This is a genomic window from Pseudomonas sp. S2_A05, assembly GCF_054668485.1.
Window position 1 is genome coordinate 325504 of sequence record NZ_CP162775.1, and the last position, 20790, is coordinate 346293.

Here is a 20790-nt window from a genome sequence, read left to right on the forward strand (position 1 = left end):
TCGGGCAACAAAAAAAACACTGATTGTCGGCGTTTGCACAAAGAAACTCGGCCTGAGCGCTCGAAACCGGTAACCTATGCAGCTGTTTTTTTGCATATCTTCGAGGTAGCACCCGTGTTTTCCCAATTCGCCCTGCACGAACGCCTGCTCAAAGCCGTGGCCGAGCTGAAATTTGTCGAGCCAACGCCAGTGCAAGCCGCGGCCATCCCGCTGGCGCTCCAGGGGCGTGATCTGCGGGTGACGGCGCAAACCGGTAGCGGCAAAACCGCCGCTTTCGTCTTGCCGATCCTCAATCGCCTGATCGGCCCGGCGAAGATCCGCGTCAGCATCAAGACGCTGATCCTGCTGCCAACCCGTGAGCTGGCCCAGCAGACTTTGAAGGAAGTCGAACGCTTCTCGCAGTTCACCTTCATCAAGTCCGGCCTGATCACTGGCGGCGAAGACTTCAAAGTCCAGGCCGCCATGCTGCGCAAAGTGCCGGACATCCTCATCGGCACCCCGGGGCGGATGATCGAGCAGCTCAACGCCGGCAACCTCGACCTGAAAGAAGTCGAAGTGCTGGTGCTCGACGAAGCCGACCGCATGCTCGACATGGGTTTCGCCGAAGACGTGCAGCGTCTGGTCGATGAGTGCCCGAACCGTCAGCAGACCATGCTGTTCTCCGCGACCACCGGCGGTTCCGGTTTGCGCGAAATGATCGCCAAGGTCCTGAACAACCCGGAGCACCTGCAGCTCAACGCGGTCAGCCAGCTCAACTCGACGACTCGTCAGCAAATCATCACCGCCGACCACAATCAGCACAAAGAGCAGATTGTGAACTGGCTGTTGGCCAACGAGACCTACCAGAAGGCCATCGTCTTCACCAACACTCGCGCCATGGCCGACCGCATCTACGGCCGCCTCGTGGCCCAAGAATACAAGGCGTTTGTGCTGCACGGCGAGAAAGACCAGAAGGATCGCAAACTGGCGATCGATCGACTGAAACAGGGCGGCGTAAAGATCCTCGTCGCGACTGACGTTGCGGCCCGTGGTCTGGACGTCGACGGTCTGGATCTGGTGATCAACTTCGACATGCCACGCAGCGGCGACGAGTACGTGCACCGCATCGGTCGTACCGGCCGCGCCGGCAACGATGGCCTGGCGATCTCGCTGATCTGCCACGGCGACTGGAACCTGATGTCGAGCATCGAGCGCTACCTGAAGCAAAGCTTCGAGCGCCGCACCATCAAGGAAGTCAAAGGCACCTACGGCGGACCGAAAAAGGTCAAGGCCTCGGGCAAAGCCGTCGGCGTGAAGAAGAAAAAGACCGACGCCAAGGGCGACAAGAAGAAAACCGCCGCCAAGACGCCGACCAAGCGCAAGAGCGTCAACCGTCCAAAGCCGGATTCTCTGGTGAGCAGCGACGGCATGGCCCCGCTCAAGCGTCGCAAGCCAGCAGAACCTGCGGCCGAGTAAGCTTTAGAACGCGCATAAAAAAACCGGACAATGTCCGGTTTTTTTTCGTCCTCAACTGTCGGCTTTTTTCTCCGCCGATCCCAGTTCCTTCAAACGCTGATCGATCAACTGGCACTTGTCCGGCAGATCGGCGCTGGCCGTGCCCAGATCCATTTTCTGCAACTCGGCGTTAATCTCCTTGGCTTTTTCCGGATTCTGCTCGGTGAGCTTTGAGACTTCCTTGGCCAGTTGTTCGCGTTTGATCGTCGCCTCTTCCGGCGTGCAAGCCCAGACGGGCAGGGCGCAGGCGAGAGTGGCGGCGAGGGAGAGCTTGATCAGGATTTTCATGGGCAGGCCTCAGTTCCGGTTAAGGCAGACAAGCGGTTGAGGGCTGAAGCCTGGCAAAAGTTCAGAAACTGTGGAGACACGGTTGCGCTCAATCGGCATGGCAGCAGCCTGACATCGTCGCACCGTCATACCGATCATGATGTCGCACCCATTCCATGATCTCGTCTTCATTCCTGCCCTTGGGCGTCAGATCAAGGTAGTGGTAAGCGCCGACCAGCATGTCCAGACCGCGTGCGTACGTTGAATAGGTGTGAAAAATCTCGCCTTCGTCATTGCGATAAAACACGCTCAGCCCCGGCATTTCTTCCTCGGCGCTGTCGGTTTTTTCGTAATTGTAGGTAGCCTTGCCCTCGGCGACATCTTCAGCCCGGGCGCAGACGCCGAAGTCGTAATTGAAATCGCAACCTTCTGACGAAACCCAGTCGAATTTCCAGCCCATGCGTTGTTTGAACGCCTGAAACTCGTTGAACGGCGCGTGGGAAACGGCGACAACTGCGACGTCGTGGTGGGCCAGGTGCTGGTTGGCGCCGTCAATGTGGTCACTGAGGAACGAGCAGCCCCGGCAGCCTTCTTCCCAGCCTTCAGCAAACATGAAGTGGTAGATGATCAACTGGCTGTTGTTGCCAAACAAATCGTTGAGCTTCAGTTCGCCGTTCGGACCTTGGAAGTGATAGTCCTTGTCGACTTTTACCCACGGCAGGGCGCGGCGCTCGGCGCTGAGGCGATCGCGTTCCCGGGTGAAGGCTTTTTCGTGGGCCAGATGCTGCTGGCGGGCGGCGAGCCATTCTTCGCGTGATACCACCGGATGGTTTGTAACGCTCATGACCATGTCTCCTGCGGGTTGAACCGGCTGTTTCAGACTAGTCGTTTAACCAGGGAGAGAATCGACAGACCGCCGGTCGGTCGCCGCGAAGATATGCGGCTGAACGGCTGCGCAGCGCTTGGGTCACAACCTTTGAAAGCGGCACAAATCACCCGCACCGGAGGTTGAACCAGGATGACAACTTATAACTGGGATTTGATTGAACGTTTGCTGCATGAAGTGCAGAACAGCGCTGGACAGAGCTTCGCTCCCCGCGCTTATGCCGAAGCCTACGCGGCCGAGAAAGCCAGCGCTGGCGAGCCGATCGAGAATCTCGACCATTTGAAAACGTTGGCCTGTGAGTATGAAAGTCTGCTGCTTGACCGTGGTTATATCGAGCCGCGTCCGGATCATGAAGGCAGTACCGGCAACAATTTCATTCTGACGCAGCGCGGTTCCAGCCTGCTGAGCCTGATCGACAGCAGCATCCCCGGCAACGACCACCCGCGTCAGGTGCTGGATGAGCAGGAGGATGCGCTGGATGAGGTGACATTTGATGAAGTCGCTTCAAAGGCTCAAATCGCCTGAGCCAGCGAAATCCCCCTGTGGGAGCGAGCCTGCTCGCGAATACGGTTTGTCAGTGACATTGAACTGTCTGATACACCGCTTTCGCGAGCAGGCTCGCTCCCACATTGGATTCCAGTAATCTCAAGGTTTCTGCGCGGCCTTCAGGCATTTCAGGTCATTGAAGTCCTTACGCACTTTCTCGATTTTCTTCAACAACCGCTCACGCTGTTGCGGCGTGCTCTGCGCCATCAGATCGACAAACAGCGAGCGTGCCTGGGCTTCAGTGTTGGCGTAGGCCTCGCGGTAGTCCGCTGTCCACAACCGCTCGCGGTTGACTAGAAGTGTCTCGATGCGTTGTGGGAATTCCGGGCTTTGGCGTTGCGCAACGGCGGCACTGAACTGTTGCTGCCAGTGCGCGCGGTTGGCGATCCATTGAGTGTTCTGGTCGCCCAAGGCGTTGGTCCAGGCCGCGACGCGTTGTTTCTGTGTGTCGCTGAGCGGACCCAGCCAGTCGTTCAGGCGTTTTTCCATGCGCTCGCCGCGTTCCTGTATCTGCTGGGCCAGCGGCGGTTTGACGTATTCCTGCTGACGTTTGCGCAAATCCTTGGCAAACGCGTCGTTCATTTCTGCGACCTGTTTATCGTCCAGGCCCTGCAGCAACTCAATGGCCGAAGGGGTGATTTCCCGGGCGGTTTCGGCAATGGCCTGCTTGGCTTCGGCGGTGCGCTCCTGCAGGGCGACGTCGGTGACCTGATTGCTTTCAACCATGGCCTGCAAACGGTCCAGCCAGTCGAGGTAATCGGGTAACTGCGTGGTGCAATGCCAGCTCAGGTGTTCTTTGAGCCGGTCGTTGAACCAGTCTTTCTGCTCGCCGTTCATGTCCACGTAGTCACTTAGCGACCATGGAATAATCACGTCGAGGTTGCGGTAGGCAAGGCCCACGCGGCTGCAAGCGCCGAGGGCGAGAGTGAAGATGAGCAGGGCGGCAATCTGTTTGAACCAGCGAGACATGGGCAAATCCTTGCGAGAGCCTGGCGTCGGAAATCTGATTCTTATGTGATGCAGGATGCGCGCGGCAGTTCAGCCGATCAATAGAACGTGCGTACAGCCTTGAGGGTGACGAGGCCGTCGCACTCGCTGTTGTGCCCGGAATAGGCCGAGCAATCGCTGCCGCTGAGGCTGGAATTGCTGTAGATCAGATCGAGATCGACACCCATGAATGGTCGCGACAGCTTCACCGACCAATCGGTGAAACTGCTGACATAACCACCGTCCACCGCCACCGGTGTGTTCAGTTGATGGGTGGTGTATTTCATGCTCACGCCGATGCCGAACGGCTGATTGCCAGTGAGGTCGGCAAACAAGGTGTTGTTCTGTTTATCCGGGTCGTTGCTCAATGCGATGCCGAAGCGACTGCCGAGCAGAGTCAGACCGCCGAACAGCTCCTGGCTGTCGAGGGTGTCCACGCGGGGATAGCTGTAATGGATCATCCCGACTTCATAGCCGAGCACCTGATCGAAAGGCTGCTTGAAGCCGACGTAGGAATCGATCTCGAGGTTTTTGCCGGGGGTGATGCCCATGCTCGGCGCGTACTGACCGAAATACACGCCGCTGTCGTGGCTCAGGTCGAGGCCGCCGTGAAACGAGCCGACCGCCGCCGGTTTCACCAGACCCTGGGCCATGCTGCGGCTGGGCGTGGTGCCGAGCTTGAGATCGAAGTCGCCCAGTTCACCCTGAAAAACCTGCGCGTGCGCGGTCGCGCCTGACAGCAGGCTGACGAACAATAAACAGGAAAATGGGCGCATGCGTCACTCCATGAACCGCGAGCGCAGGGCGAAGGCCTGCTGAAACGCTTGATCTAGACGCGTGCAAGGATACCGGCGAATAACCGGCATTGATGGCCGTTCGTCGATTTTTGAGGATTATTGTTTAAAGCGAAGGGGTATTGCGCGGTGCCAGTCCAGGCGCTTCGAAGCTCAAAGCGCCTCTGGACGGGGTAAAACCGGTGTTACTTCTTGCCCAGGCTGATCTGCTTGGACGGGCCGAATGTCTGGCCACTGACGCCTTTGGCAATTTGCTGGATCTCGCCGCCGGACTTGAGGAATGCTGCGATCTGATCGTTGATCGATTCGCTGGTTTCAACGGCTGGAGCTGGCTTTGCTTTGCTGGTGGATGCTTTTACACGCATGGCGGCCATTAACCTTTAGAAAAGTAACTCGGCCAGGCATCGTACAGGAATAACTTGACAATAGCTTGGTAAATATCCCCCGGAATAACCAAGCCCAGCGCTGTATTATTGCCTGATCGACACTGTTAATTTTTAGCTAACTCCCTGTTTTAAATAAGAACATCGAATCGGCGTGAGGCAATTGTGCGCAGCCGTAAGCCGCCCGGCCGGACTGACGAGCGGCACCTCACCGGGCAGTGATCAAGCAAAATCAACAGGTTGACGCAGATTTTCCGCTGCGAGGATCTGTCGCCCGACGTCTGCGGCAAAAACGGGTAGAATGCCGCCCACGTATTGAGGGTTTCGGAAATGGCTTTAGTCGGGCGTTACAACAGTTTGCAAGTGGTTAAACACACTAACTTCGGTTTATATCTGGACGGCGGTGCCGACGGCGAAATTCTTTTGCCCAACCGTTATATCCCCAAAGATATTCCCAGCGAAGATGAAGACTGGCTCAACGTATTCATCTATCTGGACAGCGAAGACAAACTTCTCGCCACTACGGAAAAACCCAAAGTTCAGGTCGGCGAGTTTGCCAGCCTGAAAGTGGTTGAAGTCAACAGCATCGGCGTGTTCCTCGACTGGGGCCTGCCGAAAGATCTGTTGCTGCCGTACTCGGAAGAAAAGCGCCAGATGACCGCTGGCGAATACTGCGTGGTGCACGTCTACCTCGACAAACACACGCGCCGCATCACCGCCACCGCGCGCCTCGATCGTTACCTGGACAAGACCCCGGCCACCTACAGCCCGGGCCAGGAAGTTGATCTGCTGGTTGCCGAAGCCACCGACATGGGCTTCAAGGCGATCATCAACAACAAGCACTGGGGCTTGATCCACAAGAACGAAATCTTCAAGTTCATGCGTTCGGGCATGCGCGAGAAAGGCTTCATCAAGGAAGTGCGCGCCGACGGCAAGATCAGCCTGAGCCTGCAACCGGTTGGCCAGGAAGCGGCCAGCAGCCTGAGTTCGAAGATCCTCGGCAAGTTGCGCGAAAACGACGGCACCCTGGCGGTCAGTGACAAGAGTGATCCGGCGTTGATCAGCAGCCTGTTCGGCGTCAGCAAGGGCAACTTCAAGAAAGCCATCGGCTCGCTGTACAAGGAAGGCAAGATCGTGATCCACGCCGATCGTATTGAACTAACCTGACTCACCGCAGGCCCATGGTAGGAGCTGCCGAAGGCTGCGATCTTTTGATCTTGATCTTGAAAATCGGCGGCTCCCACATCTAAAAGGGGTGAGCCAATGAAAAAGGCGCTGATCGCATACGTCTCGACGCTACTGACGTTTCTGCTGCTCGATGGCATCTGGCTCGGGCTGCTGATGGCGCCGACCTATCGCGAACTGCTCGGTTCGCTGATGCTGGATAAACCGCTGCTGTTGCCCGCAGCGGTTTTTTATTGCCTGTACGTTATTGGCTGCGTGGTATTCGTGGTCTTGCCGGCGCTGAGCTGGCAGCGAGCGGCGAAGCTGGGTGCGCTGTTGGGGCTGGTGGCGTACGGCACTTATGACCTGACCAATTGGGCGACATTGCGCGACTGGTCGGTGCAGGTGAGTTTGATGGATTGGGCGTGGGGGACAGTGGCGACGGCGGTTGCTTGCACGGTGGGTTATTTGGTTGCGAAGCGGTTTGCCTGAGCTGCTCCGGCAGTTGTGTTGGCAATGCTGCCTCTTCGCGAGCAGGCTCGCTCCCACATGTTCACCGAACCCTCTGTGGGAGCGGGCTTGCCCGCGAATGACGGCGCAGCCGTCAACCATTCAGCGCTGACGCCACTGACCAAATAAAGGTCTTTTCCAGACGGCTTTTTCCGCGCATCTGATTGATAATCCCCGACACTGTTTCCTGACCAATGGATGGCCTGCCATGTTGTGTGTGTTCGAGGTGTTGCGGTGAGTGCCGAGCGGCGCAATGCCGACGGTTTTGCCCTGCAAGTGATGATCGGCCTGTGCCTGATCTGGGGTGTGCAGCAAGTCCTGATCAAATGGGCGGCGACTGACATCGCGCCGGTGATGCAAGCGGCAGGGCGTTCAGGAATCTCGGCTTTGCTGGTCGGTTTGCTGATCTGCTGGAAGGGCGGTTGGGATCAGGTCGGCAGCACCTGGCGCGGCGGTTTGCTGGCCGGTGCGCTGTTTGGTCTGGAATTCCTGTTCATCGCCGAAGGCCTGCAATTGACCACCGCCGCGCACATGTCGGTGTTCTTGTATACCGCGCCGATCTTCACCGCACTGGGCGTGCATTTCCTGCTCGCCAGCGAGCGGTTGCGCCCGTTGCAATGGCTGGGGATTCTGCTGGCGTTCATCGGCATTGCGATTGCCTTCGCCGGCGGTGTGTCGTGGGACAACCTTGATCGGCGCATGCTGCTGGGCGATGCCTTCGGCGTATTGGCCGGCGCTTGTTGGGGCGCGACCACCGTGGTGGTGCGGGCCTCGCGACTGTCGGAAGCGCCGGTGACATTGACCCTGTTTTATCAGTTGCTGGTCGGTTTCATCGGCCTGCTGTTGATCGCGCTGTTCAGCGGCCAGATCACCCACGTCAGCCTGACCACCGTGGCGGTGGCCAGTGTGCTGTTCCAGGGCCTGGTGGTGTCGTTCTTCAGCTACCTGGTGTGGTTCTGGCTGCTGCGCCGTTATCTGGCGGCCAACCTTGCGGTGTTTTCGTTCATGACGCCGTTGTTCGGCGTGACCTTCGGCGTGCTGCTGCTCGGCGAACAGTTGAGCCTGAACTTCGTCATCGGCGCCGTGCTGGTGCTGCTCGGCATCACCTTCGTCAGCGCCGAGCAGTGGCTGCGTCGGCGTTTGCGCAAGGCGCTGGGCCAGTAGCCTTGGCCTGCATCGCCAGCGCGCCGGCCAGCAACAGGCCGGCGCCGGCGATCAGCAGCGCCGGCTGCAAACCGCCGCTGAAATGGCTGCTCAGCGCCGCCAGCAGCGGGCCGCTCAGCTGGCCGACAGCGAAGCACGCCGTGAGCATCCCGGCGTTGCGCTGAGTGTCGTGGGGCGCCAGCTCTCGCGAACGCTGCATGACCAGTTGCATGCACGCCAGAAACGGCGTGCCGCAGAGGATCACCCCCAACGCCAGGCCGAGGCCGCTGCCCAGCAGACAGGCGAACACTCCGGCCGCTTGCAGCCACAGCGTCGCCATCAGCCAGTGCCGCGTGGTCTCGGGATCATGCCGACGCAAGCTCACCAGCCACACACCGATCGCCGCGCCGAGGCCAAAACACGGCCAGAACAGATCTGCCTGCCACTGGCCATGAAACTGCGCGTTGGCCATTTGCGCCAGAAACGTCGCCGGAATGATGTAGCCGATGCCGTACAGCGCATACACCAGCGCCAGTCGGCCAATGCCTCGATTCGCTGTTTTCACATGCATTGTCGCTGGCCTCGCTGCCGCCGTGGGCTGCGGTAACAACCGCCAGACGCCGAGCATCATCAGCAGCGCAGCCGCCGCGTAAATCAGCCACAGGGTTGCCGATGTCTGCTGCAATCGATGTGAGACCAGCGCCAGCAAGCCTGTGAGAAAAATCCCCAGACCCGGCCCGGCAAAAACCAGAGCACCCCAGCGCGGGCGACCCGCTGCCGCCGCCAGCGGCTGGCTGAGCGAAGTAATCATCACCAGCACCCAGGCACTCGCCACCCCGGTGCCAAAGCGCAACAGCAGGTGCGACCAGAAACCGCTGGCCCAGAACGACGCCAGTGTCAGCAGCACGCACAGCCACAGCCCGCCATGCAGCCGTCGCTGCACCTGCTGCGGCCGCTGCGCGAACATCGCATCCACAGCACCAAGCAGATAGCCGAGGTAGTTGGCCGCCGCGATCAGCCCGGCGGCGGTGAGGTCGATCTGCCCTTCGCTGAGCAGGTGCGGCATCTGTGGCGTCAGGGCGAAACGGCCGATGCCCATGGCCATCATCAGGGCAACGAAACAGGCGGATAAACGTATCAGCGGCGACATGGTCGGGCTTCCTTCAAAGCAGCAATGACCGTCAGGCTAGGATCGATTGACTTTCTTTAAAATTGAATAATAGTGAGTAACTTGTTCTGTTCAGGAGAAGATTGTGGAATTCAGCCAGCTGCGGATATTTCAGGCGGTCGCCGAGGAAGGCTCGATCACCCGCGCCGCCGAGCGCCTGCATCGGGTGCCATCAAATCTGTCAACGCGGCTGAAACAGCTTGAGGAGCAACTGGGCGTTGAGCTGTTCGTCCGCGAACGGCAGCGTTTGCAGTTGTCGCCGGCGGGCAAGGTGCTGCTCGACTACACCGGCAAACTGTTTGCCCTGCGCGATCAGGCCAGTGCGGCGGTGATGGGCGGGCAACCGGCCGGGGATTTCGTGCTGGGCACCATGTACAGCACGGCGGCGATCCATCTGCCGGCGCTGCTGGCGCGTTATCACAAGCAATACCCGACAGTGAATTTGCAGGTGCAATCGGCACCGACCGGCGAATTGCTCGAAGGTTTGCTCACCGGCCGCCTCGACGCGGCATTGGTCGACGGACCGCTGCAACTGGCCGGGCTTGATGGCGTGCCGTTGTGCGAGGAACGGCTGGTGCTGATCACTGAAATCGACCATCCACCGGTGCACAGCGCGCGCGACGTGGAAGGGCGTTCGGTATTCACCTTCCGTCAGGGCTGTTCCTATCGCATGCGCCTGGAGGCATGGTTCTCTCACTACCATGCAGCAATGGGTCGGCCGATGGAGATCGAGTCGTATCAGGGCATGCTCGCCTGTGTGATTGCCGGCAGTGGTGTGGCGTTGATGGCCGAGTCGATGTTGGCCAGCCTGCCGGGTCGCGAAAGCGTCGCCGTGCATCCGTTGGCCGAGCCGTTCGCGGGTGCGACAACGTGGCTCATGTGGCGCAAGGGTATGGCCGGGGCCAACCTGAATGCCTGGATTGACGTGCAGCAAGCGGTCTATCCCGTGGCTTTGCATGAAGTGCGGGAAACCGCGTGAACCAATCGCAACAGATTCTGTTCAATTCAGTAACAGATCATTGCGGATTTGGCCGAGCATTGCGTAGGACTTCGGACTATTATCAGTGCGAAGCGGCCTCAGAATTCCGGCCGCTCAGCACCACCCTGAAGGGGGCATGACGATGAAAGAGAAAATCCAGAACTGGCTGCACGATTTGGGAGTTGCCCTCGGTTTGATCGAACCGCCTCTGCAACCGGTACCGATTCGCACGGACGACGAACAGCGTCGGCGCCAGCCACGTCGCCGTTAATACCTCCGATCAGAGATTTCAAGATCGCAGCCGTCGGCAGTTTCTATAAATGGTAGGAGCTGCCGAAGGCTGCGATCTTTTGCTTTTCGCCAAGCGAAAAAAACGGGTGTGGCTACCGACGCCACACCCGCTGAAGAAAACATCACCTCGTTACAGTCGATTCACACCGCAGTGGCCACGGTCGCCGGGCGCGGCGAGAACAGGCTGACCAGTACAAAGCTAACCAGGCTGACACCCAGGCTGTAATAGATCGGCGTGTTCGCGTCCATGCCGTCCTTGACCATGAACACCAGCGCAGTGATAAAGCCCAGCGTCATGGCGCTGATCGCCCCGGCAGTAGTCGCACGCTTCCAGAAAATCGCCCCCATCAGCGGAATCAGCATGCCGCCGACCAAAAGGTTGTAAGCCAGGGTCAACGCGCTGATCACGTCATTGACGACCAGAGCAATGCCCAACACCGCGATCCCCGTCAGCAGAGTAAACAGACGGCTGACCGCGACATTGGACTGTTTGCCACCGCGCAGTTTCGGCAGCAGGTCTTCGGTCAGGGTGGTGGACGCGGCGAGCAGGCCGGCGCTGGCGGTGGACATCATCGCCGCCAGTGCGGCAGCGATCACCAGGCCACGGATGCCGTCGGGCAGCGAGACTTTGACGATGGCGGCGAACGCGTTGTTGACGTTGTCCAGATCCGGAATCAGCACATGCGCAGCCATGCCGATCAAGGCGCAGACCAGGCCGTAAATGATGCAGTAGATCCCGGCCGAGGTGCCGGCGTACTTGGCGACCTTTTCGCTTTTGGCGGTGAACACCCGCTGCCAGATGTCCTGGCCGATCAGGATGCCGAAGAAGTAGATCATGAAGTAGGTAATGATCGTGTCCCAGCCGATGCTGGTGAAGTTGAAGCTGGCCGCCGGCAGTTGCGCGACCAGTTGATCCCAGCCGCCGACGCGGTACAGGCAGATCGGCAGCAGCAGGAACATCAGGCCCACCGTCTGGATGCCGAACTGGACGATGTCCGTCAGGGTCAGCGACCACATGCCGCCGATCGTTGAATAAGTCACCACGATACCGCCGCCCAGCAGTACGGAAATCCAGAAGGGCAGGCCGAACAACACTTGCAGCACGGTGCCGATCGCCAGAATCGAGGTCACGCCGATCATCAGCGCGTAAGCGAGCATGATCGTCGCACTGGCGGTGCGCGCCATCGGGTTGTAGCGCTTCTCCAGGACCTGGGTGACGGTGAATACCTTGAGTTTCAGCAAGGGTTTGGCGAGGAACAGGTTCAGCGCGACGATGCCGCAGCCCAATGCCGCGCACAGCCAGAAACCGGAAATGCCATGCACGTAGCCCAAACGGACCGTGCCGACGGTGGACGCGCCGCCGAGGACGGTTGCTGCCATGGTGCCCATGTACAGCGACGGCCCCAGATTACGCCCGGCAACCAGATAGTCTTCGTGGGTCTTGGCCTTGCGCATGCCGTAGTAGCCGAGAATCAGCATCGCAGCGGCATAAATGAGTACGACGAATAAATCCAAAGCCATGATGGCGTGTCTCCGATTGTCTTTTTTATGGTCAAGCAAATGGGGTCTGCAATGCTTCCTGTGGGAGCGAGCCTGCTCGCGAAGGCGGTCTGTCAGTCACACCATTGTTGGATGTGCTGAAGTCTTCGCGAGCAGGCTCGCTCCCACAGGGGATTCGTGTCAGGCGGCGTGACGTAGTTCGGGTTTTATGGCGGCTTCGCTGCGCACATCGCTCGGCCCAAACACTTCGCGCGGTTCCGGGAACAGGCGCAGCAGCGTCAGATACACCACCGACGCCAGGCCCAACGTCACCGGCAAACTGATGTCGATGCCACCGGCCAATTCGCCCAGCGGGCCGACGAACTGCCCCGGCAGGTTGACGAAGCACAGGCCGACCAGCGCACTCGGAATCCATGCACCGAGACCGCGCCAGTTCCAGCCGTGGTTGAACCAGTAGCGTCCGCCCTGTTCGCCGCGGGTGAACACTTGCAGGTCATCCGGGCAGTAGAAGCCGCGCCGTACCAGCAGGCCGATGATCATGATCACCATCCATGGGGTGGTGCAGGTAATGATCAGCACGGCGAAGGTCGACACGCTCTGCACCAGGTTCGCCGCAAAACGGCCGATGAAGATAAAGGCGATCGACAGCACGCCGATCAGCAAGGTCGCCTTGACCCGGGAGAGCACGCGCGGGAACACGCTGGACATGTCCAGCCCGGTGCCATACAGCGATGTGGTGCCGGTGGACATGCCGCCGATCACCGCAATCAGGCACACCGGCAGGAAGAACCAGCTCGGCGACACGGCCAGCAAGCCGCCGACATAGTTGTTCGCGGCGATGTAGTCCGGCGCCTTGATCGCGACGATGGTGGCGGTGGCAAGGCCGAACAGGAATGGGATCAACGTCGCCAGTTGCGCGGCGATCACCGCCAGCATGATCCGGCCCTTCGGCGTCTCACGCGGGATGTAGCGCGACCAGTCGCCGAGGAACGCACCGAAGGAAATCGGGTTGCTCATGGCCACCAGCGCCGCGCCGATGAATGCCGCCCAGAACCCGGCCTGACCCAGCGCCACGCTGCCGGCGTACTGGCTGTCGAAAGCGGGGGCGAAGGCGAAGATGCCGAGCAGGAACAACAGGCTCGCGGCCCACACGGCGATGCGGTTGACCCACAGCATGATGCGGAAACCGTAGATGCACACGGTCAGCACCAGCAGCGCGAACAGACCGTAGGCCAGGCCCAGGGTCAGGTCGGTTTCCGGCAAATCGACGAGGCGTTTGGCGCCGCCGACCAGCGCATCACCCGAGCTCCACACTGACAGCGAGAAGAACGCGATCGCCGTCAGCAACGACAGGAACGACCCGACAATCCGCCCGTGCACGCCGAAGTGCGCACCGGAAGACACGGCGTTGTTGGTACCGTTGAGCGGGCCGAACAGGCCCATCGGCGCGAGGATCAGCGCACCGACCACCACACCCAGGACAATCGCCCAGACACCGGCCTGAAACGACAGGCCGAAGAGCACCGGGAAACTGCCGAGCACAGCGGTGGCAAACGTATTGGCGCCGCCGAAGATCAAGCGAAACAGGTCGCTGGGCCGGGCGTCGCGCTCATGATCCGGGATCTGTTCGACCCCGTTTGTTTCGATGCTGCTAAGGCTTTTTTCGTTGTTGTTGTTATTCATGATCTGCTCCGATCATCAGGCGCGCTCATCGTGCGTGAGCGTCACCATTGGCTAAGGGGGTGGCAGCCCTTCCGGCATTGCGGACAAATGTTCGTGACAGGCCAGCCATAGGCCTTGTTGTTCTAGGCTCGACGCTTGTCTTCTGAAAACAATCGTCTCGCGCTCCTGGCTGAAATGTTGCTCCCCTTGCATGCGCAGCTCGGTGGCCACGTCATGGATGAACACCGCCACGTCACCCTGCAGGCTGACAAAGGCGTTGCTCGAGGTGCACGACAGCACCTCGAAACCATCCTCGGCACGCCAGCGGTCCCACAACGCCTGATAGGCATCGCGCGACAGCAATGGCTGGTCGAGGGTGTAGAAGACGAAGGTGGCATCGGCGCTGAACGCCCCGAAGTAAGCTTCGCGATCGTTACGCGCAAACGCGGCGACCAACTCGGCGGCCGCGTGCAAAACCTGATCACGTGCGTGCATGACCGACCCTCAGCGATGAACCACGCCAGGCAGTACGCAGAGCATTTCGTACAGCAGGTTGGCGGCCAGCAGCGAGGTGTTGCCGGTGGTGTCGTAAGCGGGCGAGACTTCTACCAGATCGCAACCGATCAGGTCGAGGCCCTGGCAGCCACGGACGATTTCAATCGCCTGAATGGTGGTCAGGCCGCCGATTTCCGGGGTGCCGGTGCCGGGCGCCCAGGCCGGGTCGATGCCGTCGATGTCGAAACTCAGGTACACCGGACCGCCACCGACTTTCTCGCGTACTTCCGCCATCAGCGGCGCCAGCGACTTGTGCCAGCACTCTTCGGCTTGAACGACGCGGAAGCCCTGATCGCGGCTCCAGTTGAAGTCGTCGGCGGTGTAACCCTGGGCACGCAAACCGATCTGCACCACGCGATCGCAATCGAGCAGACCTTCTTCGACAGCGCGACGGAACGTGGTGCCATGGGCGATCTTCTCGCCGAACATGTGATCGTTGACGTCAGCGTGGGCATCGATGTGCACCAGGCCAACCTTGCCGTGCTTCTTATGAATCGCACGCAGGATCGGCAGGGTGATGGTGTGGTCGCCACCCAGGGTCATCGGGATGACGTTGTGCTCGAGGATGTTGTCGTAGGCTTCTTCGATGATGCGCACGGCGTCGAGCAGGTTGAAGGTGTTGATCGCCACGTCACCGATGTCGGCAACCGACAGCGAGTCGAACGGCGCGGCGCCGGTGGCCATGTTGTACGGGCGGATCATCACCGATTCGGTGCGGATGTCGCGCGGCCCGAAGCGGGTGCCGGGGCGCAGCGAAGTGCCGATGTCCAGCGGCACGCCAACGAAGGCAGCGTCGAGGCCGGCAGCGGTCGGTACATGGGGAAGTCGGAGCATGGTGGCGATGCCGCCGAAGCGCGGCATTTCATTGCCGCCCAGTGGTTGGTGAAGAATCTTGTCCACGGGTAGGGCCTCATCGTCTTTGTTTTATTTATGCCGGCGCGCCGTTGAGCACAGGTTCGGACGCCGCTGTGGGGCCGATCATGCGAAATGTAGTGACGGGGAAGAATCGCTACGGGCAAAAACTTAGTTCAGATTTTTCTAAACTAATGGGAGAGGTGGGATTAGACTTTGGTGGGTTCGAATGAAGTGTAGGGCTGAAGATTGTTGCCCTCACCCCATCCCTCTCCCAGAGGGAGAGGGGGCCGACCGAGTTGTTGGCGGAATCTGCATCGACCTGAAAAATCGAGTCGAACTCAGGATTTGAAAGCCATGGAGATCGGCTCCCTCTCCCTCGGGGAGAGGGCTGGGGTGAGGGGCTTTTCCCACATACACACAGTTGCAAAGCCCGGAGTAGACATGGCCAACGCTTTACCCGACCTGAAACTCCTGCGCATCTTCGTCAGCGTCGTGCGCCATCAGGGTTTTGCCAACGCGCAGCAGGAACTCAACCTGTCGACCTCGGCGATCAGCACTTACATGAGCCAGCTCGAAACCGCGCTCGGTCTGGTGCTGTGCCATCGCGGGCGCGGTGGCTTCAGCCTGACCAGCAAGGGCGAGCTGTTCCATCAGGAAACCCTGCGCCTGCTCGCCGAGCTCGAAGGCTTCGAGCAATACGCCGCCGCGCTGAAGGGCGAACTGCGCGGCACGCTCAACCTCGGGGTGATCGATTCCACGGTCAGCGACAAGGCCTTACCGTTTGCCGAAGCCATTGGTGCCTACAGTCAGGAACACCCGGCGGTGCATCTGCACCTGTCGGTGATGAGCCCTTATGAATTGCAACTCGGCGTGCAGGACAATCGCCTCGATCTGGCCATCGGTGCGTTTTCCACGCGCATGAGCGGTCTGGTCTACATGCCGCTGTACCGCGAGCAGCACTGGCTGTATTGCAGCAGTCGTCACCCGTTGTTCAACGAGCGGCGCATCCCCGAGCAGGTCATCACTCAGCAACGAATGGTCGGGCGCGGTTACTGGAGTCAGGCGGAACTGGCCCGCCACGGTTTCAAACACAGTGCCGCGACCGTGGAAAGTATGGAAGCGCAGCTGATTCTGGTGCTCTCCGGCGCCTACATCGGTTATCTGCCGGAGCACTACGCGCAGGCCTGGGCCGACAAGGGCGATCTGCGCGTTCTGCTGCCAGCGACCTTCGGTTATCAGGCGCCGTTTTCGATGATCATGCGCAGGGGCCGCAGCCGCGAGCCGCTGATCCAGACCTTCCGCGATTTGCTCAAAGCGCAGCTCAATCAGGCTTGAGAAAAAAATGTCCCGACCACAATGCCCGCGCTGCCTTCGCCCCCAGACCCATTGCCTGTGCCCATTGATTCCGCACCTCGATAGCCGCACCCGGGTGTTGCTGCTGCAGCATCCGAGCGAGGTCAGTCACGCCCTGAATACCGCGCGGCTGGCGGCGCTGGGACTGAGCAATGCCGAGCTGATTGTCGGCGAGGTATTCGAAGATTTGCCGAAACTGTTGAACCGGCCGGGTTATCAGGCGCGCTTGCTGTTCCCGGCTGAGGATGCGCAGCCGCTGCAGGTCTACGCGCCAAATGATCAGCCAATGTTGCTGGTCGTCCCGGATGGAACATGGCGCAAGGCGCGCAAGATGTTGCACCTCAATCCGCTGCTGGCAGCACTGCCACGGGTGACCCTGACCGAGGGCGGCGTGTCGCGCTATCGCCTGCGCAAGGCGCCGGGGCCGGGAGCGCTATCGACGATCGAGGCGATCGTCCAGGCGCTGGAAACCCTCGAAGCACCGACGACGTTTGCGCCGTTACTGAAACCGTTTGAAGCGCTGATCGAAGGGCAGATTGCGGCGATGGGGGAGGAGGTTTTTCAGCGTAACCATGGCGACAGATGATCATTGTCTGTGCGGGCCTCTTCGCGAGCAGGCTCGCTCCCACAGGGGAACGCATTCCAATTGTGGGAGCGAGCCTGCTCGCGAAAGCGCCAGATCAATCACCGCAATTCAAAGATCACTAGCGCTCGCGCATCGCCTCGGTCCGCGCTTTCAGCACCGGTTTGAGCAGATAATCCAAAACGCTTTTCTCGCCGGTAATGATGTCCACCGTCGCCACCATCCCCGGGATGATCAGCAGCGGTTTGACATCGCCGCCCAGGTGATTCCTGTCGGTGCGCACCTGAATCAGATAGAAGCTGTTGCCCTTGTCATCGGTGATCGTATCGGCGCCGATCAGCTCGAGCTTGGCGCTCAGCCCGCCGTAAATCGTGTAGTCGTAGGCACTGAACTTGACCATGGCTTTCTGGCCTGGATGCAGGAACGCGACGTCCTGCGGGCGGACCTTGGCTTCGATCAGCAGGTTGTCTTCCAGCGGCACGATTTCGACCATGTCGCTGCCCGGCTGGACCACGCCGCCGATGGTGTTGACCTTCATCTGCTTGATCACGCCACGCACCGGCGACGTCACCGTGGTACGGCTGACGCGATCGTCGATGGCGATGCTCGAAGCGGTGATTTTCGACAGGTCGGTGCGTTTCTCATTCAGCTCTTTGGCGGCCTCGGAACGGAAGGTTTGCTCGGATTCGTCGATCTTGCTGCGGATCTCGGCGATGGCCGATTCGGCGCGGGGAATCGCCAGCTTGGTGGCGTTCAGCGAACCACGGATCTCCACGGCGCTGCGCCTGAGCCTGAGGATTTCCACTGGTGACACCGCACCGGTTTTCACCAGCGGTTCGGACATGTTCATCTCTTGTTGCAGCAGCGCCAGGCTCGAGCTGAACTGGCCTTGCTTGGAGCGAAACTCCGCCAGTTCCTGGGTTTTCTGCCGCAGTTGTTCGCTGAGGGTGCGCTGTTCACTGGCCAAGCGGCGCTGACGCTGTTCGTACAGCGAGCGCTCGTCCTCGGCGACTTGCGGCGCCTTGGCGATGACTTCAGCGGAGAGTTTGAAGGGGCGTCCCTCGGCCTCCGCTGACAGCCGTTCAACCTGTGCGGTCAGCGCGTAACGGTCGGCCTCGCTTTCGCCCTTGTTCGAGCGAAAGCGCGTGTCATCCAGACGCAGCAGGGTGTCGCCCTTGCCGACCATCTGGCCTTCGCGAACGAAAATCTCGGTGACGATACCGCCCTCAAGGTTCTGGATCACCTGGACCTTGCTCGACGGAATCGCTTTGCCTTCGCCCATGGTCACTTCTTCGAGCACGGCAAATTTGGCCCAGACCAAGGCGGCGATCAGCAGCGCTGCCGCCAGCCACACGGTGATCCGCGATTTGCGCGGCGAATCCTGCAACGCCGCGCCGGCGGTTTCCGGCATGAACTCGGCTTCGGCGCTTTTGCCGAAGCTGTCGAAGTAGCCGCGCTTGTTGCTATCGGAAGAAGCAGGCATGGCGTAACTCCTAGACCGCCGCCGAGCCGACACGGCCCTTGCGCAGCGCTTCGATGACTGCTTCTTTCGGGCCGTCAGCGACGACCCGGCCGTTGTCCAGCACCAGCAACCGGTCCACCAGGCTCAGCATTGAGGTGCGGTGGGTGACCAGCAGCAGGGTTTTGCCTTGCACCCAGCCATGCAGTTTCTGCCGCAGCGCATCTTCGCTGCTGTTGTCCATGGCGCTGGTGGGTTCGTCGAGCAGCATGATCGGTGGATCGAGCAGTAACGCGCGCGCCAGCAACACCGCCTGGCGCTGGCCGCCGGAAAGCAATTGCCCGCGTTCGCCCACCGGTCGGTCGAAACCTTGCGGGTGTTGCCGGGCCAGTTCAGTGACGCCGGTGAGTTCGGCGACTTCGAGCATGCGTGAGTCGCTGATGTAACGCGCGCCCAGGGTCAGGTTGTCGCGCAGGCTGCCAGCCAGCAGCGGCAGGTCGTGGGCGACATAACCTATCTGCTGGCGCAGGTCAGCCACGTCCAGTTGGCGCAGGTCGAGGCCGTCGAGCAGCAGTTGGCCTTCCTCCGCTTCATAAAAGCCCATGACCAGCCGCGCCAACGTGCTTTTGCCCGAACCGCTGCGGCCGATGATGCCGACCCGCTCGCCGGCTTTCAGGCTGAAGCTGACTTCGCTCAGCGCCGGCGCATTCTGGCCGTTGTAGTGAAACGTCACGCCGCTGACGTCCAGTGCGCCTTGCAGCTGCGTGCGTTCCAGTGGCCGTTGTTTGCCGTCGCGTTCCTGCGGCAGGGCCATCAGCGCATCGGTGCTTTTCATCGTCAGTTGCGCTTGCTGGTAGCGGGTGATCAGCCCGGCGATCTGGCCGAGCGGGGCGAGCACGCGGCTGCCGAGCATGTAAGTGGCAACCAGCGCGCCGACGCTGAGGTTGCCGGCAATGATGCTGTAGACCCCGGCAACAATCGTCGCCATCCCGGAAAACTGCTGGATGAACAGCGTGCCGTTGGTGGCCAGCGCCGACAGGTTGCGCGCATGGCTGTCGAGGCGGGTGAGGGCGCCGTGGGTGCTTTCCCATTTGTGCTGACGCTCGCTTTCGGCGCCGCAGGCCTTGAGGGTTTCCAGGCCACCGAGGGTTTCGATCAGCACCGCCTGACGCTCGGCGCCGAGGCTCAGGCTTTTCTGCACGGTGTCACGCAGGCGCACCTGAATCACCATGGCGAAAATGATCGTGATCGGAAACGCCAACAGTGGAATCACCACCAGCCAGCCGCCGAGCAGACCGATCACCACCAGCATCAACACCACAAAGGGCAAGTCGATCAGGCTGGTCAGGGTCACGGCAGTGAGAAATTCACGCAGGCCCTGGAAGTCGTGAATGCTCTGGGCAAAGCCGCCAATGGTCGCCGGCCGCGCTTTCATCGACATCCCGGTGATGCGCTCGAACAACGTCGCCGAGAGGATCACATCGGTTTTCTTGCCGGCGGTGTCGAGCAGGTGCGCACGGACCACGCGCAGCACCAGTTCAAAACCGGTGCCGATCAACAGGCCGATCGACAGCACCCACAGCGTCGAGGTCGCCTGATTCGGCACGACGCGATCATAGGTCTGCATGACGAACAGCGGCACCATCAGGCCGAGCAAATTGATCAGGAAACTGGCGAGGATCGCATCGCTGTACAGCCATTTCGACAGTTTGAGAGTGTCGCGAAACCACGCATTTACCCGTGGCACCAGCGGCGCGCGCAGGTCTTCGAGTTCGTGACGCGGACGGGCGAACAAGGCCTGGCCGCTGTAGTGTTCGCCAAGCTCTTCGCGGCTCACCCATTGCTCGCCGCCGTCGGCTTCGCTGGGCAGCAGCAGGGCTTTGCCATCCTCGCCAAACCGCCGCAGCACAGCGGTGCGGCCGTCGTTGAGCAGCAGCAGGATCGGCAGGTTCAGCGGTGAAATGTCTTTCAGGTCACGGCGCAACAACCGCGCCTGTAATCCGGCCCGCACTGCTGCGCGGGGCAGCAGATCGAGGCTCAGGCGTTGTTTGTTCAGGGGCAGCCCGGCGCTCAGGCTGGCACGACTGACCGTGGCGCCATGCAGTTTGCAGAGGATCAGCAGACCGTCGAGTAACGGATCGTCGAAGCTCAGGCGCGGATCGACCCCGGTGGCGCCGGGTTCCATGCTGGTCATAGTGATTGCCTCTGTTG

At 60.5% G+C, this 20790-nt stretch carries 21 protein-coding genes; 9 read left to right on the forward strand and 12 right to left on the reverse strand.

Going from position 1 to position 20790, the window contains the following annotated elements:
• Window positions 1-114 precede the first annotated feature (114 nt).
• Window positions 115-1455 carry a DEAD/DEAH box helicase gene (locus AB4O12_RS01565; protein WP_024012040.1) on the forward strand — a complete coding sequence of 447 codons (1341 nt, stop codon included), beginning with the start codon at window positions 115-117 and terminating at the stop codon, window positions 1453-1455.
• A gap of 51 nt (window positions 1456-1506) precedes the next feature.
• Here AB4O12_RS01565 and AB4O12_RS01570 read toward each other — a convergent pair whose 3' ends face one another.
• Window positions 1507-1782: a hypothetical protein gene (locus AB4O12_RS01570; RefSeq protein WP_041478956.1), complete on the reverse strand. Its 276-nt coding sequence runs from the start codon at window positions 1780-1782 to the stop codon at window positions 1507-1509.
• Window positions 1783-1870: 88 nt separating this feature from the next.
• Complete coding sequence (locus tag AB4O12_RS01575) at window positions 1871-2605, reverse strand: DUF899 domain-containing protein (RefSeq protein WP_460060206.1); 735 nt, start codon at window positions 2603-2605, stop codon at window positions 1871-1873.
• A gap of 174 nt (window positions 2606-2779) precedes the next feature.
• Between AB4O12_RS01575 and AB4O12_RS01580 the strand changes: the two genes are divergently transcribed.
• Entirely contained in the window at window positions 2780-3172 is a 393-nt protein-coding gene (locus AB4O12_RS01580) for a transcriptional regulator (RefSeq protein WP_095180673.1), read from the forward strand.
• A gap of 120 nt (window positions 3173-3292) precedes the next feature.
• Here the strand turns inward: AB4O12_RS01580 and AB4O12_RS01585 are convergent, their stop codons facing one another.
• The 3 genes from AB4O12_RS01585 to AB4O12_RS01595 form a co-directional block, all read right to left on the reverse strand.
• Window positions 3293-4162, reverse strand: coding sequence for a DUF6279 family lipoprotein (locus AB4O12_RS01585; RefSeq protein ID WP_460060207.1), 870 nt, complete (start codon window positions 4160-4162; stop codon window positions 3293-3295).
• A 77-nt stretch (window positions 4163-4239) separates the two neighbouring features.
• Window positions 4240-4956, reverse strand: a complete 717-nt coding sequence (locus tag AB4O12_RS01590) for a TorF family putative porin (RefSeq protein ID WP_236167948.1) — start codon at window positions 4954-4956, stop codon at window positions 4240-4242.
• 203 nt (window positions 4957-5159) lie between these two features.
• Window positions 5160-5348 carry a hypothetical protein gene (locus AB4O12_RS01595; protein ID WP_016985943.1) on the reverse strand — a complete coding sequence of 63 codons (189 nt, stop codon included), beginning with the start codon at window positions 5346-5348 and terminating at the stop codon, window positions 5160-5162.
• 339 nt (window positions 5349-5687) lie between these two features.
• Between AB4O12_RS01595 and AB4O12_RS01600 the strand changes: the two genes are divergently transcribed.
• From AB4O12_RS01600 to AB4O12_RS01610, 3 genes are all read left to right on the forward strand, one after another.
• Window positions 5688-6524 carry a CvfB family protein gene (locus AB4O12_RS01600; protein WP_016771157.1) on the forward strand — a complete coding sequence of 279 codons (837 nt, stop codon included), beginning with the start codon at window positions 5688-5690 and terminating at the stop codon, window positions 6522-6524.
• A 96-nt stretch (window positions 6525-6620) separates the two neighbouring features.
• Complete coding sequence (locus AB4O12_RS01605; protein WP_150636587.1) at window positions 6621-7013, forward strand: DUF2177 family protein; 393 nt, start codon at window positions 6621-6623, stop codon at window positions 7011-7013.
• A 252-nt stretch (window positions 7014-7265) separates the two neighbouring features.
• Complete coding sequence (locus AB4O12_RS01610; RefSeq protein ID WP_041478962.1) at window positions 7266-8195, forward strand: DMT family transporter; 930 nt, start codon at window positions 7266-7268, stop codon at window positions 8193-8195.
• Here AB4O12_RS01610 and AB4O12_RS01615 read toward each other — a convergent pair.
• Entirely contained in the window at window positions 8143-9324 is a 1182-nt protein-coding gene (locus AB4O12_RS01615; protein WP_252868977.1) for an MFS transporter, read from the reverse strand. The genes AB4O12_RS01610 and AB4O12_RS01615 overlap by 53 nt on opposite strands.
• A gap of 103 nt (window positions 9325-9427) precedes the next feature.
• Between AB4O12_RS01615 and ptrR the strand changes: the two genes are divergently transcribed.
• The gene (ptrR, locus tag AB4O12_RS01620; protein ID WP_041478964.1) at window positions 9428-10321 is read left to right on the forward strand and encodes a putrescine utilization regulator PtrR; all 894 of its coding nucleotides are present in this window, start codon (window positions 9428-9430) and stop codon (window positions 10319-10321) included.
• A gap of 142 nt (window positions 10322-10463) precedes the next feature.
• A complete protein-coding gene (locus tag AB4O12_RS01625; RefSeq protein WP_003184145.1) occupies window positions 10464-10592 on the forward strand; it encodes a PA1414 family protein in 129 nt (42 codons plus the stop codon).
• A gap of 161 nt (window positions 10593-10753) precedes the next feature.
• Here AB4O12_RS01625 and AB4O12_RS01630 read toward each other — a convergent pair whose 3' ends face one another.
• The 4 genes from AB4O12_RS01630 to speB all read right to left on the reverse strand — a co-directional run bounded on the left by AB4O12_RS01630 (window position 10754) and on the right by speB (window position 15229).
• Window positions 10754-12133: a sodium:solute symporter family protein gene (locus AB4O12_RS01630; protein WP_130899928.1), complete on the reverse strand. Its 1380-nt coding sequence runs from the start codon at window positions 12131-12133 to the stop codon at window positions 10754-10756.
• 159 nt (window positions 12134-12292) lie between these two features.
• Complete coding sequence (locus tag AB4O12_RS01635; RefSeq protein WP_460060209.1) at window positions 12293-13795, reverse strand: purine-cytosine permease family protein; 1503 nt, start codon at window positions 13793-13795, stop codon at window positions 12293-12295.
• 51 nt (window positions 13796-13846) lie between these two features.
• Window positions 13847-14269 (reverse strand): YybH family protein, encoded by a 423-nt coding sequence (locus AB4O12_RS01640; RefSeq protein ID WP_460060211.1) that lies wholly within the window; start codon window positions 14267-14269, stop codon window positions 13847-13849.
• Window positions 14270-14278: 9 nt separating this feature from the next.
• On the reverse strand, window positions 14279-15229 hold the full coding sequence (speB, locus tag AB4O12_RS01645) for an agmatinase (protein ID WP_003222717.1): 951 nt from the start codon (window positions 15227-15229) through the stop codon (window positions 14279-14281).
• 396 nt (window positions 15230-15625) lie between these two features.
• Between speB and AB4O12_RS01650 the strand changes: the two genes are divergently transcribed.
• Window positions 15626-16519 carry a LysR family transcriptional regulator gene (locus AB4O12_RS01650; RefSeq protein WP_095180681.1) on the forward strand — a complete coding sequence of 298 codons (894 nt, stop codon included), beginning with the start codon at window positions 15626-15628 and terminating at the stop codon, window positions 16517-16519.
• A 7-nt stretch (window positions 16520-16526) separates the two neighbouring features.
• Window positions 16527-17123 carry a tRNA-uridine aminocarboxypropyltransferase gene (locus tag AB4O12_RS01655; protein ID WP_056783686.1) on the forward strand — a complete coding sequence of 199 codons (597 nt, stop codon included), beginning with the start codon at window positions 16527-16529 and terminating at the stop codon, window positions 17121-17123.
• Window positions 17124-17241: 118 nt separating this feature from the next.
• Here the strand turns inward: AB4O12_RS01655 and AB4O12_RS01660 are convergent, their stop codons facing one another.
• Together AB4O12_RS01660 and AB4O12_RS01665 are read right to left on the reverse strand one after the other, a co-directional pair.
• The gene (locus tag AB4O12_RS01660) at window positions 17242-18603 is read right to left on the reverse strand and encodes an HlyD family type I secretion periplasmic adaptor subunit (protein WP_460060213.1); all 1362 of its coding nucleotides are present in this window, start codon (window positions 18601-18603) and stop codon (window positions 17242-17244) included.
• Window positions 18604-18613: 10 nt separating this feature from the next.
• A complete protein-coding gene (locus AB4O12_RS01665; protein WP_236167946.1) occupies window positions 18614-20773 on the reverse strand; it encodes a type I secretion system permease/ATPase in 2160 nt (719 codons plus the stop codon).
• Window positions 20774-20790 lie beyond the last annotated feature (17 nt).